Consider the following 16,942-nt stretch of genomic DNA (forward strand, 5'->3'; position numbering starts at 1 on the left):
AACCCTTCGCAGCCTTCGGCAGCGACTACGGCCTTCAAATCGCCTTCAGAGTCCCTCTGAGCCCCTTCACGCCGACAGGCGTCGCAATTACTACGCTCCATGCGCATCTGAGGGATAGGTGCGTGGCGGCGATTGTGATAACATTCGGCGGTTTCCAGGGTCGCCCGCAAGGGTTGCCCTTACTGCGCAAATCCGTGACATAACTTGTTGATTTGTCGTAAGTCGTTGCATGGCACGTGGCCAGCGGCGGCGAGCTTCGTTCGTCCCGAATGGATGTGGCGAAGTTTCACCCGAAAAAGGAATCAGGCTTCTCATGGGCGAACTGGCCAAAGAAATCCTCCCGGTCAATATCGAAGACGAGCTGAAACAGTCCTACCTCGACTACGCGATGAGCGTAATTGTCGGGCGGGCACTGCCTGATGCACGCGATGGCTTGAAGCCCGTGCACCGGCGTGTGCTGTTTGCGATGAGCGAACTGAACAACGACTGGAACAAGCCGTACAAGAAATCTGCCCGTGTGGTCGGTGACGTGATCGGTAAGTATCACCCGCATGGTGATACCGCCGTTTACGACACCATCGTTCGAATGGCTCAGCCATTCTCCCTGCGCTACCTGCTGGTAGACGGTCAGGGCAACTTCGGTTCGGTCGACGGCGATAATGCCGCGGCGATGCGATACACCGAAGTGCGCATGACCAAGTTGGCCCACGAGCTGCTGGCCGACTTGCACAAAGAGACCGTGGATTGGGTGCCGAACTACGACGGCACGGAAATGATCCCGGCTGTCATGCCGACACGAATTCCCAACTTGTTGGTCAACGGTTCCAGCGGTATCGCTGTGGGCATGGCCACCAATATCCCGCCGCACAACCTGGGCGAAGTCATCGACGGTTGCCTGGCGCTGATCGATAACCCGGAGCTGAGCATCGATGAACTGATGCAGTTCATCCCTGGCCCGGACTTCCCGACGGCTGCGATCATCAACGGTCGCGCCGGCATCATCGAAGCCTACCGCACCGGTCGTGGTCGCATTTACATGCGCGCCCGCTCGATGATCGAAGATATCGACAAGGTCGGTGGTCGCCAGCAGATCGTGATCACTGAGCTTCCTTACCAGCTGAACAAGGCGCGTTTGATCGAGAAGATCGCCGAGCTGGTTAAAGAGAAGAAGCTCGAAGGCATCACCGAGCTTCGCGACGAGTCAGATAAAGACGGTATGCGCGTCGTGATCGAGCTGCGCCGCGGTGAAGTGCCGGAGGTTATCCTGAATAACCTTTACGCCCAGACCCAGCTGCAAAGTGTTTTCGGTATCAACATCGTTGCGCTGATCGACGGCCGTCCACGCATCCTTAACCTTAAGGATCTGCTGGAAGCCTTCGTCCGTCACCGTCGTGAAGTGGTTACCCGCCGTACTGTTTTCGAACTGCGCAAAGCCCGTGAACGTGGTCACATCCTTGAAGGCCAGGCGGTTGCCCTGTCCAACATCGACCCGGTCATCGCGTTGATCAAGGCTTCGCCAACCCCGTCTGAAGCCAAGGAAGCGCTCATCAGCACGCCTTGGGAGTCGAGTGCGGTGGTGGCGATGGTTGAACGTGCCGGTGCCGATTCGTGCCGTCCCGACAACCTCGACCCGCAATACGGTCTGCGCGAAGGCAAGTACTTCCTGTCGCCAGAGCAGGCTCAGGCCATTCTTGAGTTGCGCTTGCACCGTCTGACCGGCCTTGAGCACGAGAAGCTGCTGGCCGAGTACCAGGAGATCCTCAACCAGATTGGTGAGCTGATCCGCATCCTGAACAGCGCCGAGCGCTTGATGGAAGTGATTCGTGAGGAACTGGAAGTCATTCGTGCTGAATACGGTGACGTGCGCCGTACTGAAATCCTGGATCACCGTCTTGACCTGACACTGGGCGACATGATTCCGGAAGAAGAGCGTGTTGTAACCATTTCCCATGGTGGCTATGCCAAGACTCAGCCGTTGGCTGCGTACCAGGCCCAGCGTCGTGGCGGTAAAGGTAAATCGGCTACTGGCGTTAAGGATGAGGACTACATCGCTCACCTGCTGGTTGCCAACAGTCACACCACGCTGCTGCTGTTCTCCAGCAAAGGCAAGGTGTACTGGCTCAAGACTTATGAGATTCCCGAAGCATCCCGCGCTGCCCGTGGTCGTCCGCTGGTCAACCTGCTGCCGCTGGGTGAGGGTGAATACATCACCACCATGTTGCCGGTCGAGGACTACACCGAAGGTCACTTCATCTTCATGGCAACCGCTAACGGTACCGTGAAGAAGACCCCGCTGGAATCCTTCAGCCGTCAGCGCAGCGTAGGCTTGATCGCGCTGGAGCTGGACGAAGGCGACGTGCTGATCAGCGCCGCGATCACCGATGGCGAGCGCGAAGTCATGCTGTTCTCCGCTGGTGGCAAGGTCACTCGCTTCAAAGAGTCCGATGTCCGTGCAATGGGTCGTACAGCCCGCGGCGTACGCGGCATGCGTCTGCCAGAAGGTCAGAAGCTGATTTCGATGCTGATCCCTGAAGAAGGCAGTCAGATCCTCACCGCTTCGGCGCGTGGTTATGGCAAGCGCACGGCAATCAGCGAGTTCCCTGAGTACAAGCGTGGCGGTCAGGGCGTTATTGCCATGGTCAGCAACGAGCGTAATGGCCGTCTGGTCGGTGCGGTTCAGGTGCAGGACGGTGAAGAAATCATGTTGATTTCGGATCAGGGCACCCTGGTGCGCACGCGGGTCGATGAAGTATCGAGCCTGGGTCGTAACACCCAGGGCGTCACCTTGATCAAGCTGGCCAGCGACGAAACGCTGGTAGGGCTTGAGCGGGTTCAGGAGCCTTCGGAAGTTGAAGGTGAAGAGCTTGAAGGTGAGGGTGAAGGCGGTGCAGAGTTCGACGGTGAGGCCATCCATGATGGCGTTGACGACGAGCAGCCGCTAGAGGCTGGCGCTGACGAAGAACCGCAAGAATAAGCGGACACACAGGGGGCGGATGAGAATTCGCCCCCTTGTTGTATGTCCGGCATGAAAGTTTGCGACACTTCGTGGCCCAGTGGGGGCGGGCTTGCTCGCGATAGCATTGGCACGGTATATCAATAGACCCTGCTGCCCGTATCGTGAGCGAACCTGGTTCCACAAGGAACACCGTGTCGAGTGTTGATTTATTGCGTGACCACCAAATCAGAGTGAGAGTGGAAGTGAGCAAACGAGCCTATAACTTCTGCGCAGGTCCTGCTGCGCTACCTGAAGCTGTCCTGTTGCGTGCCCAGTCCGAGTTGCTCGACTGGCATGGCAAGGGCCTCTCGGTCATGGAGATGAGCCATCGCAGCGATGAGTTCGTATCCATTGCGACCAAGGCTGAGCAGGATTTGCGTGACCTGCTGTCTATTCCCTCGAACTACAAAGTCCTGTTTCTGCAAGGCGGCGCAAGCCAGCAATTTGCACAGATCCCGTTGAATCTGCTGCCTGAAAATGGCAGGGCGGATTACATTGATACCGGTATCTGGTCTCAAAAGGCCATTGAAGAAGGTTCGCGCTTCGGTCACATCAATGTGGCAGCCAGCGCCAAGCCTTACGATTACTTTGCGATTCCAGGCCAGAACGAGTGGAACCTGTCGAAAGACGCGGCCTACGTTCACTACGCGCCAAACGAAACCATTGGCGGCCTGGAGTTCGACTGGATTCCGGAAACTGGCGATGTGCCTCTGGTCGCAGACATGTCCTCGGACATTCTGTCGCGTCCGGTTGATGTTTCCCGTTTCGGCATGATCTACGCAGGCGCCCAGAAAAACATCGGTCCGAGCGGAATTGTGGTCAACATCGTTCGTGAGGACCTGCTGGGTCGTGCGCGCTCGATCTGCCCGACCATGCTTGATTACAAGGTCGCTGCTGACAACGGCTCGATGTACAACACGCCGCCGACGCTGGCCTGGTACTTGTCCGGCCTGGTGTTCGAGTGGCTGAAAGAGCAGGGTGGTGTCGAGGCTATCGGCAAGCTCAATGAAGTGAAAAAACGTACTTTGTACGATTTCATCGATGCCAGCGGCCTGTACAGCAACCCGATCAATATTTCTGACCGCTCCTGGATGAACGTACCGTTCCGCCTGGCTGACGACCGCCTCGACAAGCCTTTTCTGGCGGGTGCCGAAGCGCGCGGGCTGCTGAACCTCAAAGGGCATCGCTCGGTAGGTGGCATGCGTGCTTCGATCTATAACGCTGTGGACATCAATGCAGTTAACGCATTGGTGGCTTACATGGCAGAGTTCGAAAAGGAACACGGCTAATGTCCGAACAAGAACTCAAGGCGCTGCGACTGCGCATCGACAGCCTGGACGAAAAAGTTCTGGAGCTGATCAGCGAGCGCGCGCGCTGCGCTCAGGAAGTGGCGCGAGTCAAAATGGCTTCGTTGGCTGAAGGCGAAGTGCCGGTATTTTACCGGCCTGAGCGTGAGGCTCAGGTGCTCAAGCGTGTCATGGAGCGCAACAAAGGCCCATTGGGCAACGAAGAGATGGCGCGACTGTTCCGCGAAATCATGTCTTCTTGCCTGGCCCTGGAGCAGCCGCTGAAAGTGGCTTATCTCGGTCCGGAAGGTACTTTTACCCAGGCAGCCGCCATGAAGCACTTTGGCCATGCGGTCATCAGCAAGCCAATGGCCGCTATTGATGAAGTGTTCCGTGAAGTTGCAGCGGGTGCAGTGAATTTTGGTGTGGTGCCGGTGGAAAACTCCACCGAAGGCGCAGTCAACCACACGCTCGACAGCTTCCTTGAGCATGACATGGTGATTTGTGGCGAAGTCGAGCTGCGCATCCACCATCATCTGCTGGTTGGCGAAAACACCAAGACTGACAGCATCAGCCGTATCTATTCCCATGCGCAGTCGTTGGCCCAGTGCCGCAAGTGGCTGGATGCGCATTACCCGAATGTCGAGCGTATTGCAGTGTCGAGCAATGCCGAAGCCGCCAAGCGGGTCAAGGGTGAGTGGAATTCTGCTGCCATTGCCGGCGATATGGCTGCGGGCCTTTACGGCTTGACCCGACTGGCTGAGAAAATCGAAGATCGTCCGGATAACTCCACGCGGTTCTTGATGATTGGTAGCCAGGAAGTCCCGCCTACCGGGGATGACAAGACTTCAATCATCGTCTCGATGAGCAACCGTCCTGGTGCGCTGCATGAATTGTTGGTTCCGTTTCATGAAAACGGGATCGATCTGACGCGTATCGAGACTCGTCCTTCGCGTAGCGGTAAATGGACTTATGTGTTTTTCATCGACTTTGCTGGCCATCACCGCGACCCTCTGGTCAAGAGTGTTCTGGAGCAGATCAGTCAAGAAGCCGTAGCGCTTAAAGTGCTGGGTTCTTACCCGAAAGCGGTTCTTTGAGGCGATAAAACATGAGCGGTGATTTCCTCGCCCTGGCACAGCCGGGCGTGCAACAACTTTCGCCTTATGTCCCGGGCAAGCCTGTGGACGAGCTGGCCCGTGAGCTGGATCTGGATCCAGCCACAATTGTGAAGCTGGCCAGCAATGAAAATCCTTTGGGTGCGAGCCCCAAGGCACTGGAAGCCATCCGTGCTGAGCTGGCCGAACTGACGCGCTATCCGGACGGCAACGGCTTCGCCCTCAAAAGCCTGTTGGCTGAGCAGTGTGCGGTGCAGATTGATCAGGTGACGCTGGGTAACGGCTCAAACGATGTTCTTGAACTGGTTGCGCGTGCTTATCTGGCGCCAGGCCTGAATGCCGTGTTCAGCGAGCACGCGTTTGCCGTATATCCGATCGTTACCCAAGCGGTAGGTGCGCAGGCACGAGTAGTGCCCGCCAAGGATTGGGGGCATGACTTGCCTGCCATGCTTGACGCTATCGACAGCAATACCCGTGTGGTTTTCATTGCCAACCCGAATAACCCGACCGGAACCTGGTTTGGCGTCGATGCGCTGAACGAGTTCTTGCAGGATGTTCCTGAGCACGTGCTCGTTGTGCTGGACGAAGCCTATATCGAGTACGCCCAAGGTGGTGATCTGCCAGACGGTCTTGAGTTTTTGTCGGCGTATCCCAATTTGCTGGTTTCGCGCACGTTCTCCAAGGCTTACGGCCTGGCCGCTTTGCGGGTGGGCTATGGCCTGTCGACGGCAATCGTTGCAGATGTGCTGAATCGCGTGCGTCAGCCATTCAACGTCAACAGCCTGGCCTTGGCAGCCGCTTGTGCGGCCCTTAAAGATACTGATTACCTGAACCAGAGCCGGCGTCTTAACGAGGCCGGCATGCAGCAGTTGCAGGACGGTTTTCGCGAACTTGGCCTGAGCTGGATTCCATCCAAAGGCAACTTCATTGCTCTGGACCTCGGTCAGGAGGCGGCTCCCGTTTATCAGGGACTGCTGCGGGAGGGCGTGATCGTGCGTCCGGTTGCTAACTACGGAATGCCGAACCATTTGCGTATCACTATTGGTTTGCCTGCGGAAAATATCCGTTTGCTTGAGGCGCTGGCCAAGGTGCTTGCTCGTGGTTGATGTAATGTCTGTGCAATCGGTAAAGCCTGTTCTGGGTCGTTTGGTTGTTGTCGGCTTGGGGCTGATTGGCGGCTCTTTCGCCAAGGGTATGCGCGAGAGCGGGCTGTGCGGCGAAGTGGTTGGTGTTGATCTCGACCCCAAGTCTTGTGCAATGGCTGTGGAGTTGGGGGTGGTCGACCGCTGCGAGGCTGATCTGGCAACCGCTTGTGCGGGCGCTGATGTGATTCAGTTGGCAGTGCCGATTCTGGCCATGGAGAAAATGCTTGGCCTTTTGGCGGGCATGGATCTTGGACAGGCGGTGATCACTGATGTTGGCAGTGCCAAAGGCAATGTCGTGCGCGCTGCAGCCCATGCCTTTGGCGGTATGCCCGCACGTTTCGTTCCGGGTCACCCGATTGCCGGTTCTGAACAGAGCGGTGTCGAGGCCTCGAACGCCAGCCTGTTTGAGCGTCACAAAGTTATTTTGACGCCAGTGGCGCAAACCGATGCTGACGCTCTGGATCTGGTCGATGGCATGTGGCGCGCCTTGGGTGCGGACGTCGAGCATATGCAGGTCGAGCGTCATGACGAGGTTTTGGCTGCAACCAGCCATTTGCCTCATCTGCTGGCTTTCGGGCTGGTGGACTCTCTTGCCAAGCGCAACGAGAATCTGGATATCTTCCGTTACGCAGCGGGTGGCTTTCGTGATTTCACAAGAATCGCGGGTAGCGAGCCGGTAATGTGGCATGACATTTTTCTCGCGAATCGCGAGGCAGTGCTGCGCACATTGGATACATTTCGCAGTGATCTCGACGCTTTGCGCGACGCGGTCGATGCAGGGGATGGGCATCAATTGCTGGGCGTCTTTACGCGCGCCCGGGTTGCCCGCGAGCATTTCAGTAAAATCCTGGCCCGCCGGGCATATGTGGACGCTATGAATTCCAACGATCTGATTTTTTTGGCAAATCCTGGTGGTCAAGTTACTGGCCGGATCCGCGTACCAGGCGACAAATCCATTTCTCACCGCTCGATCATGCTCGGCTCACTGGCCGAAGGCACGACCGAGGTGGAAGGTTTCCTTGAGGGTGAAGATGCCCTGGCAACGTTGCAGGCATTCCGTGACATGGGTGTGGTCATCGAGGGTCCTCACCATGGTCGTGTGACCATTCATGGTGTTGGCCTGCATGGCTTGAAAGCTCCGCCTGGCCCAATTTATCTGGGTAACTCGGGTACTTCGATGCGTCTTTTGTCTGGCCTGCTGGCCGCACAAACCTTCGATACCACCCTGACCGGCGACGCTTCGCTGACCAAGCGTCCGATGAATCGTGTGGCTAATCCATTGCGCGAAATGGGCGCCGTGATCGAGACCGCTGCAGAAGGTCGTCCGCCGATGACCATTCGCGGTGGCCACGCTCTTAAAGGCATGAACTACACCTTGCCGATGGCCAGTGCTCAGGTTAAGTCTTGCTTGTTACTGGCGGGCTTGTATGCAGAAGGCAAGACGTCGGTCACCGAGCCAGCTCCGACTCGCGATCACACCGAGCGCATGCTGCAGGGTTTCGGCTACCCCGTAACTGTTAATGGCCCTACAGCTTCGGTTGAGTCGGGTCACAAGCTGACTGCGACGCATATTGAAGTCCCTGGCGATATTTCTTCGTCAGCGTTCTTCCTGGTTGCCGCTTCTATCGCAGAAGGCTCTGATCTGCTGCTGGAGCATGTGGGGATCAATCCTACCCGTACTGGCGTAATCGACATTTTGCGTCTTATGGGTGCGGATATCACCCTTGAGAATCAGCGTGAAGTGGGCGGCGAGCCGGTAGCTGATCTGCGTGTACGTGCCGCGAAGCTGAAGGGAATCGAGATTCCTGAAGAGCTGGTGCCGCTGGCGATTGATGAGTTCCCGGTACTGTTCGTGGCGGCGGCTGTTGCCGAAGGTCGTACGATCCTGCGTGGGGCAGAAGAGTTGCGCGTCAAGGAGTCCGACCGGATTCAAGTGATGGCGGACGGTTTGCTGGCGCTGGGTGTGAAGTGCGAGCCGACACCAGATGGCATCATCATTGATGGCGGTACTATCGGTGGAGGTGAAGTTCATGGGCATGGCGATCATCGTATTGCGATGGCCTTCAGCGTGGCTTCGTTGCGTGCAACCGCTCCAATCCGTATTCACGATTGCGCCAACGTGGCAACCTCGTTCCCGAACTTCCTTGCGCTGTGCAAGCAGGTGGGCATGCGTGTAGCTCAAGAGGCGAACTCGTGATTTCGGCACCGGTTATTACCATCGATGGCCCTAGTGGTTCCGGTAAAGGTACCGTTGCCGGGATCCTGGCCAAGCGCCTGGGGTGGAATTTGCTGGACTCCGGTGCCCTGTACCGCTTGCTGGCTTTTGCTGCGGGCAATCACGGTGTTGCCCTCGATAACGAGGCGCTGCTGGAGAAACTGGCTGCACATCTTGATGTGCAGTTCGTCGGGGCGACCGACGGCAAGCCCGCTCGCATCATTCTCGAAGGCGACGAAGTGACTCACGCTATCCGCAGTGAGGCTGTGGCAGCTGGAGCCTCCAAAGTCGCGGCTTTGCCGGCTGTTCGTGATGCTTTGTTGCAGCGTCAGCGTGCATTTCAGGAGTTGCCAGGCCTGGTTGCCGATGGTCGTGACATGGGTACGGTGGTATTTCCTGATGCCCCGTTGAAGGTTTTTCTGACGGCCAGCGCTGAAGAGAGGGCCCGTCGCCGTTACTTGCAGTTGAAGGCAAAGGGCGATGATGTTAGTCTCTCAGGTCTGCTAGATGAGATTCGTGCCCGCGATGAGCGTGATACGCAGCGTGCAATAGCCCCGCTTAAACCGGCGGCTGATGCCATACAGCTGGACTCTACGGAGTTATCCATCGAACAGGTGCTGGAACGCATCATGAGTGAAATCGCACTTCGCGATATTGCCTGATGACCAAGAAAGCGTGCAGGAGACCAGAAATAGTCCTGCATGCCTTCTTTTATATAAACGTAACCCACATTGTCTGGAATGTGGCAGATGGGCGTATTCCTTCGCCCTTGATCAACAGGAATTAAAATGAGCGAAAGCTTTGCAGAACTCTTTGAAGAAAGCCTAAAAACCCTGAATCTTCAGGCTGGCTCGATCATCACCGCTATCATCGTTGATATCGATTACCAAGCTGGTTGGGTTACCGTTCACGCTGGTTTGAAGTCGGAAGGCCTCATCCCGCTGGAGCAGTTCCACAACGACGCTGGCGAACTGAACATCAACATCGGTGATGAAGTTCACGTTGCGCTGGACGCGGTCGAAGACGGCTTTGGCGAAACCAAACTGTCCCGTGAAAAAGCCAAGCGCGCTGAATGCTGGATCGTTCTGGAAGCAGCCTTCGCAGCAGAAGAAGTGGTCAAGGGCGTTATCAACGGTAAGGTTAAAGGCGGCTTCACTGTCGACGTTAACGGCATCCGTGCGTTCCTGCCAGGTTCTCTGGTTGACGTTCGTCCAGTGCGCGACACCACGCACCTGGAAGGCAAAGAGCTGGAATTCAAGGTCATCAAACTTGACCAGAAGCGCAACAACGTTGTTGTTTCGCGTCGCAGCGTTCTTGAAGCAGAGAACTCGGCTGAGCGTGAAGCTCTGCTGGAATCCCTGCAAGAAGGCCAGCAAGTCAAAGGTATCGTCAAAAACCTCACCGATTACGGCGCATTCGTCGATCTGGGTGGCGTCGATGGCCTGCTGCACATTACCGACATGGCTTGGAAGCGTATCAAGCATCCTTCCGAAATCGTCAACGTTGGCGACGAGATCGATGTCAAGGTTCTGAAGTACGATCGCGAACGCAATCGTGTTTCCCTGGGCCTGAAGCAACTGGGCGAAGATCCATGGGTTGCTATCAAAGCCCGTTACCCAGAAAGCACTCGCGTTACCGCTCGTGTAACCAACCTGACCGACTACGGCTGCTTCGCTGAGCTGGAAGAAGGCGTTGAAGGTCTGGTACACGTTTCCGAAATGGACTGGACCAACAAAAACATCCACCCTTCGAAAGTCGTACAAGTCGGCGACGAAGTGGAAGTTATGGTTCTGGACATCGACGAAGAGCGTCGTCGTATCTCCCTGGGCATCAAGCAGTGCAAATCTAACCCATGGGAAGATTTCTCTGGCCAGTTCAACAAGGGCGATAAAATCTCCGGCACCATCAAGTCGATCACCGATTTCGGTATCTTCATTGGTCTGGACGGCGGCATCGACGGCCTGGTTCACCTGTCCGACATTTCCTGGAACGAAGTTGGCGAAGAAGCCGTACGTCGTTTCAAGAAAGGCGACGAGCTTGACACCGTTATCCTGTCTGTTGATCCAGAGCGTGAGCGTATCTCCCTGGGTATCAAGCAGCTGGAAAGCGATCCGTTCTCCGAGTACGTACAAGAGAACGACAAAGGCGCAATCGTTAAGGGCATCGTGAAAGAAGTTGATGCTAAAGGCGCCATCATCACTCTGGCCAACGATATCGAAGCTACTCTGAAAGCATCCGAAATCAGCCGTGACCGCATCGAAGATGCACGTAACGTTCTGAAAGAAGGCGAAGAAGTAGAAGCCAAGATCATCAGCGTTGATCGCAAAAGCCGCGTAATCCAACTGTCCATCAAGTCGAAAGACGTTGAAGACGAGAAGGAAGCAATCCAGAGCCTGCGCGACAAGCCAGCTACCTCTGAGATCGCTGCTGGTCCGACCACTTTGGGCGACCTGCTGCGTGCACAAATGGAAAAACAGAACTAAGTTCTGATTGACCATAAAAAAGGGCGACTTAGGTCGCCCTTTTTTGTGTCTGAGATTTGATGGCCAGGATAGCTTCCGTCCATGAGTTCTTGTGTAGGCGTGTTTGCAGGTCGCTTATGATTGGCTAGGGAAGGGGCGGGGGTTTATGTCGAGCGAGCTGTGTGAAGGCTTGGGAGGTGGCTGCCGTGGGCTATGGTTATTACTTGGCCTGATGGAAGTTTGGAGGGGGCGACAAACTTTGCAAAGATAAGTCAATCCTTGGGCTGTTCAAAATCTATCGATCATGCTAAAACCTTTGAAGCGCTGATCTAGCTGCTTGAAAAAGAAGGGAAAAATATGACGAAGTCGGAGTTGATCGAACGAATTGTCACCCATCAAGGGCTGCTCTCATCCAAGGATGTAGAGTTGGCCATCAAGACTATGCTTGAACAAATGTCCCAATGCCTGGCGACCGGTGATCGGATTGAGATCCGTGGTTTTGGCAGCTTCTCGTTGCATTACCGAGCCCCTCGAGTTGGCCGCAATCCCAAGACCGGTCAGTCAGTCAGTCTGGATGGAAAATTTGTTCCTCATTTCAAGCCGGGCAAAGAGCTACGGGATCGAGTAAATGAAGATGAGGAAGACGACATTTAATCCTTCGTGGAGCAGGAGTTGCCGATGCATAGCGTCAAACGTGCAGTGTTAGTCGTGTTTGCCCTGATTGTCATTTTCGGAATCGTGATTTTTATCCTCGAAAACCAGCAGCCCACAGCACTGGTATTTTTGGGTTGGCACACTGCGCAACTTCCGCAATCACTGTTCTTTATCGGTGCTTTACTGGTTGGTATGGCTATCGGGCCTGCAATGGGTTTTGTGGCCTACAAGCGCAAAGCTGCCAGATTGAAGCGCAAGCTGTTGGTCGAGTCTTAAGGCTGTCTTTCTAGGTCTCTCATATGGATAGTGTGAGAGGCTTTTGTACGTCGACTGATATCCGAAAAGTAAGCGCCGCAATCTGGCGGGGCTTGTAATTTGGGATATTTCCTACAAGTTGCTAGCTTGCATTGTTTAGTGGATCTGGCAGAGTGCTCGACTCTCAGTACTTGGCGCGTACTCGTGCGCTCATTGATATTTGCGTCGGATGTTAAAAATCGATAATTTCGAGTCTGTTCAGGGTTTTTGCTGTTCGATTTTTCATTTTTGTTCTGAGGCTTCCTTCGGTTTCAATCTGCAGTGCTTATGTTTCATTAGGGTATTGTCTGATTAGGTGATGCTGCTCATCTTGTCAAAGTTGTATTTCATTCAGGATAAACGTTACGACTGTAGTTCTGCATGTTGTGGCTGTATAGCGGCCGGTTCCCTATTTTCAGACAAGTATCTACGGTATTCCCATCTGAAATTCTGAGTAAGCCGATATATCGATCGGGCTTAACGGTCGGTGTGCAAGGTGCTTCTCCTTCCTGGTCCTCCAGCCAATTCATATGATTGGTGTCATACATTGCATATGGGTGGCCATAGCTGTCTTTAAATTAGCAGCAGCTTGTATCGGTGAGGATAAATCCCTTGAGGCTCAATTTGCGCACATTGCCCTGGAATCGACGGGCATTCTGGGCTCCCTGTGTCCGTGGGCTTGTCTTCTGGATCGTGCTAGCTTTCCTTCTAGAAGGGCGTAAGCACAGGTTGCCATGCGCTCGTCTGGTTGTGCGCCAGTGGTCGCATAGTCAATTCCCTCAGGGCCATGCTGGGTAACAATGTGCTCTATCCAGGCTTCTGGGCATATGGAATACCTGTCGCCGTGATACAAAAATACGACCTGTGAGGTGGTTTTGTTGAAATGGAGGGGGAGCGCTGTATCATTCGCCCAGGCGTGTATGTTTTGGACGATTGCTCTGCCCATGCGAACCAGAAAAGTGTGCTCAACTTCGTTTCGGGAATAGGGACATGACCTGAGCAAGTAAGTTTGGTGGATTGTGAGTGACGAGCAAAACAGATATTAGCTAAAGAGTTACCGGGTCTGGACAGACCGCACAATAGATAGATTTCGGGCTAATGGCCCTGCTGCGATTCAACGCTCGTAGCGATAATGAGAACTCAACTGCTGCCATTGGCACATGCGCTGCTCGATGGTAAACACGGAAGAACCTATTAATGAATCACCCATGCATATGACAAGCAGCGCAGCAACCCAGGACCCGGCTGCATCCCGATCCGGCGACTGGTATCTGGTGCAATGCAAGCCAAGACAGGACGAGCGGGCAGAGGAGAACCTTCTGCGCCAGGGCTATAAGTGCTCACGTCCGGCCTGCCGCCGCGAGCGACTGCTGCGCGGCCAGATGCAACACGTCCAGGAATCCCTCTTTCCTGGCTATCTTTTTATCCACATGCCTCAAGGTGCCAACTGGGCTCCGTTGCGATCTACACGCGGCGTAGCACGGGTTGTGGCCTTTGGCGGCCGTCCCCTGGCAGTCAGTCATGAGTTAGTAACTCAATTACAAGACCGTGCAGACAGTCACATCATCACCGCGTTCAAGCCCGGTGAAAAAGTCACCATCCTTGATCAAGGCTTTGCAGGTATTGAGTCCATATTCATGACTATGGACGGCGAAGAACGAGTTATTTTGCTTATCAATTTAATGAACCGGCAGCAACAAATCAGTTTGCCGTTGGCGAGTATTAGCAATCATTGAGTAAAACCCTGGCCACAGCCGGGGCAAAGACAACAAAGCGCGTTCTCAGGAAATTGACGGTGAATCCTGGGGCGGTAGCGTGTTTGTTTCAGACAGAATTCAGTCATCGCCTGTCCAAGTTACAGGCGATGCACCCTACAAGTTAAGGAAGTGCTTTAACCATGACCTCCCTCAAACGTAAAGGCATCATCCTCGCTGGCGGTTCAGGTACGCGCCTGCATCCACTTACGTTGGGTGTGTCAAAGCAGATGCTGCCGATCTACGACAAACCAATGATCTTCTATCCGCTGTCAGTACTGATGCTGGCGGGCATGCAAGAAATTCTGATTATCTCAACACCCGAAGACTTGCCGTGCTTCAAGAAATTGCTGGGTGACGGTAGTCAGTACGGTATTGAGTTGAGCTACGCGGAACAGCCGAGTCCCGATGGATTGGCGCAAGCCTTTATCATTGGTGAAGAGTTTATTGGTAAAGACCCGGTCTGCCTGATCCTCGGTGACAATATTTTTTATGGTCAGAATTTTTCTGGGAACCTGCGTGCGGCCATGTCCCAAGAAAAGGGCGCCACGGTATTTGGCTACCATGTGTCGGACCCGGAGCGTTTTGGTGTCGTTGAGTTTGATGGCACCGGCCGTGCGTTAAGCATTGAAGAAAAGCCTGCGAAGCCAAAATCAAACTACGCCGTGACGGGGTTATATTTCTACGACAATCAGGTTGTTGAAATTGCAAAAAATATCAAGCCATCTTCGCGAGGTGAGCTTGAAATCACCGATGTCAATCGCGCTTATCTTGAGCAAAACACGCTGACGGTTGAAATACTGGGACGTGGTTTTGCATGGCTGGATACCGGTACTCATGAGTCTCTGCTGGAGGCCAGTCATTTTGTGCACACCATCGAGCAGCGTCAGGGTTTGAAAGTAGCTTGCCTGGAGGAGATTGCTTTTAATAAGGAGTGGATAACCCCTGAGATGTTGGAAATACAGGGGAAAAGACTCGAAAAGACAGGGTATGGGCAGTATCTGTTGAATATGCTCTTGGAAGCTAAACAGAAATGAAAATTACGAGAACCAATATTCCGGATGTGCTGGTCATAGAGCCAGTTGTATTTAAGGATTCGCGGGGCTGGTTTATGGAAACCTTCAACGAAAGAGACTTTTTTGAAAGCTTGAGGTCTCTGAATATTCCCGCCCCCAAATCGTTTGTACAAGACAATCAATCATGCTCAAAAAAAGGTGTCCTCAGGGGATTGCATTATCAAACTGCCCCATATGCCCAAGGGAAGCTTGTGCGAGTTGTGCAAGGTTCAGTGTTTGATGTTGCCGTTGATATTCGTGAAACTTCATCAACATATCTAGAATGGGTCGGTGTTGAGTTAAGTAGCTGTAACAAGAAAATGTTGTGGATTCCTGAAGGCTTTGCACATGGTTTCTTGGCGTTGGAAGATGAAACGCATTTATTATATAAGACAACTGATTATTATAATCCGGGTTCAGAGCGTTCGTTGCGATGGGATGATGAGGCTTTTAAAATAAATTGGCCTTTTATGGAGAGTTTTATTATTAATCAAAAGGATCAAGAGGCCCAAAAGTATCTTGTGAGTAATGGGGGTTAATAGTACTCGTGAGTTGAATAGGCTTCCGGCCAGATATTAGGCGGCAACGGAAGCGGTTCGTTTGTATTTGTGCGGGCTCGACAATAGCTTGCTGGTTAATAAATACAACTCAGTTTTTTGTGGTTTGGAATGTTTGACCGGGAGTGCCTTTGACAAAGCTGAGAGCTGGTATTCATTTTGCGTCGGCAACGCTCATCAAGACTGTCGCAGGTTTGATTGTTATAAAACTCCTTGCTGTACAGCTTGGACCTGATGGGTTCGGTCAGTTAAGCCAGTTGATGACGCTTGTTGCAATTACAAGTATGTTCGCGGGTGGAGGCGTGGCTAACGGCTTGACCAAGGCCTTGGCGAAAACGCCGATAACAACAGTTGAAGGGGCCTCCTGGTTTGCAACGGCGTTCACAATATCCACCATTGCTGCACTTCTAGTAGCTATCGGTCTTGTAGTGCTGTCTGAATTTTTCCTTGATCGATTAATGCTGGGTGGTTTTGCTGCCATTTTCGTTTTTTTGGCCATTGGCCAAGTTGTTGTTGGTTATGGAAATCTTGCGCAATCTGAAGCCAGTAGTCGTGGTGAAACGGGATTTTATGCGAAGGTGAATATAGTAGGAACTGTCATCGGGGTAACGGTACTTTATTTTGCGGTTACCTACTTTGGGTTTCCTGGGGCTGCTTATTCAATAGCAATTATGCCTTCTTTTTTTGGGGTCGTGGCGCTGGCGCTCTTCTTCAAGCGAGTGGATGTGTTTCAATATCTAAAGTGCTCGTTAGAGTCGTACAAAGTAAAGTGGTTGTTATCATTTTCAGTTGTGACTTTTGTTGGGGCGCTGTCAATACCTCTCGCCCAAATCATTATTCGTGATGTTATGGCGCAGCAATTTGGATGGTCGCAGGTGGGGCTGTGGCAGGGGGTTGTAAAGTTATCCGATGTATATATGCAGTTTGTGGGTGTTGTCCTTGCAAACTATGCGTTACCTCGCTGTGCTGCCGCGAAAACGGACAGAGAGTCGGGGAAAGAAGTAGCAAGTATTGTATTTTGGCTTGTTATCGCCTTGATGGCCGGTTTTTTTGTGCTTTATTTCATAAAGGACATTGTTATTAGGTTGGTTTTTTCTGGCGAGTTTTTGGGTATGTCGGATTATTTCATTCCGCAAATGGCAGGCGATATATTCAGGACCGTTGCTGCGGGGATTTCCTATGCTCTCATGGCGCGGGGAATAATAAAAATTTCGATACTTTTTGAGTTGCTTCAGGGGCTTCTTTTAGTCGTTATTTTTTATTGTTTTATCGGTCAGTTTGCGGCTATGGCGCCTGCTTATGCTCATGTGGCCACCTATGGTTTACTTGCAGTGATTATGTCTGTGATTTTTTGGTTTGAACTTAGAAGAGAGGCCCAGTGAATATTTTATTGTTGTGCACGAAATTTTC

Annotated in this window: 13 protein-coding genes; all 13 read left to right on the forward strand. The window is 53.3% G+C overall.

The genetic code is table 11. The features are described 5' to 3' along the window. Positions 1-313 precede the first annotated feature (313 nt). The gene (gene gyrA / locus V6P94_RS11540) at positions 314-2,974 is read left to right on the forward strand and encodes a DNA gyrase subunit A (RefSeq protein WP_338649349.1); all 2,661 of its coding nucleotides are present in this window, start codon (positions 314-316) and stop codon (positions 2,972-2,974) included. A 224-nt stretch (positions 2,975-3,198) separates the two neighbouring features. After that, entirely contained in the window at positions 3,199-4,284 is a 1,086-nt protein-coding gene (gene serC / locus V6P94_RS11545; RefSeq protein WP_133077103.1) for a 3-phosphoserine/phosphohydroxythreonine transaminase, read from the forward strand. Further along, on the forward strand, positions 4,284-5,378 hold the full coding sequence (pheA, locus tag V6P94_RS11550) for a prephenate dehydratase (protein WP_016780245.1): 1,095 nt from the start codon (positions 4,284-4,286) through the stop codon (positions 5,376-5,378). Before serC ends, pheA begins: the two co-directional genes overlap by 1 nt. Positions 5,379-5,389: 11 nt before the next feature. After that, a complete protein-coding gene (gene hisC, locus V6P94_RS11555; protein ID WP_133077104.1) occupies positions 5,390-6,502 on the forward strand; it encodes a histidinol-phosphate transaminase in 1,113 nt (370 codons plus the stop codon). A gap of 4 nt (positions 6,503-6,506) precedes the next feature. Further along, positions 6,507-8,738, forward strand: a complete 2,232-nt coding sequence (locus V6P94_RS11560; protein WP_338649350.1) for a bifunctional prephenate dehydrogenase/3-phosphoshikimate 1-carboxyvinyltransferase — start codon at positions 6,507-6,509, stop codon at positions 8,736-8,738. After that, entirely contained in the window at positions 8,735-9,418 is a 684-nt protein-coding gene (cmk, locus tag V6P94_RS11565; protein WP_374105694.1) for a (d)CMP kinase, read from the forward strand. The genes V6P94_RS11560 and cmk overlap by 4 nt, the downstream gene beginning before the upstream one ends. A 126-nt stretch (positions 9,419-9,544) precedes the next feature. After that, entirely contained in the window at positions 9,545-11,239 is a 1,695-nt protein-coding gene (gene rpsA / locus V6P94_RS11570; protein WP_019826775.1) for a 30S ribosomal protein S1, read from the forward strand. A 336-nt stretch (positions 11,240-11,575) separates the two neighbouring features. Further along, positions 11,576-11,872, forward strand: coding sequence for an integration host factor subunit beta (ihfB, locus tag V6P94_RS11575; protein WP_003447108.1), 297 nt, complete (start codon positions 11,576-11,578; stop codon positions 11,870-11,872). Between the two features lie 24 nt (positions 11,873-11,896). Continuing rightward, positions 11,897-12,148, forward strand: coding sequence for a LapA family protein (locus tag V6P94_RS11580; protein ID WP_133077106.1), 252 nt, complete (start codon positions 11,897-11,899; stop codon positions 12,146-12,148). Between the two features lie 1,226 nt (positions 12,149-13,374). Next, positions 13,375-13,902 carry a transcription/translation regulatory transformer protein RfaH gene (gene rfaH / locus V6P94_RS11585; RefSeq protein ID WP_133077107.1) on the forward strand — a complete coding sequence of 176 codons (528 nt, stop codon included), beginning with the start codon at positions 13,375-13,377 and terminating at the stop codon, positions 13,900-13,902. Positions 13,903-14,063: 161 nt separating this feature from the next. After that, positions 14,064-14,957: a glucose-1-phosphate thymidylyltransferase RfbA gene (gene rfbA / locus V6P94_RS11590; protein WP_133077108.1), complete on the forward strand. Its 894-nt coding sequence runs from the start codon at positions 14,064-14,066 to the stop codon at positions 14,955-14,957. Continuing rightward, positions 14,954-15,514: a dTDP-4-dehydrorhamnose 3,5-epimerase gene (gene rfbC / locus V6P94_RS11595; protein ID WP_133077109.1), complete on the forward strand. Its 561-nt coding sequence runs from the start codon at positions 14,954-14,956 to the stop codon at positions 15,512-15,514. Before rfbA ends, rfbC begins: the two co-directional genes overlap by 4 nt. A 143-nt stretch (positions 15,515-15,657) precedes the next feature. Further along, complete coding sequence (locus V6P94_RS11600; RefSeq protein WP_338649351.1) at positions 15,658-16,914, forward strand: O-antigen translocase; 1,257 nt, start codon at positions 15,658-15,660, stop codon at positions 16,912-16,914. Positions 16,915-16,942: the final 28 nt, after the last annotated feature.

It is taken from the genome of Pseudomonas sp. ML2-2023-3, from assembly GCF_037055275.1.
Classification (GTDB): domain Bacteria; phylum Pseudomonadota; class Gammaproteobacteria; order Pseudomonadales; family Pseudomonadaceae; genus Aquipseudomonas.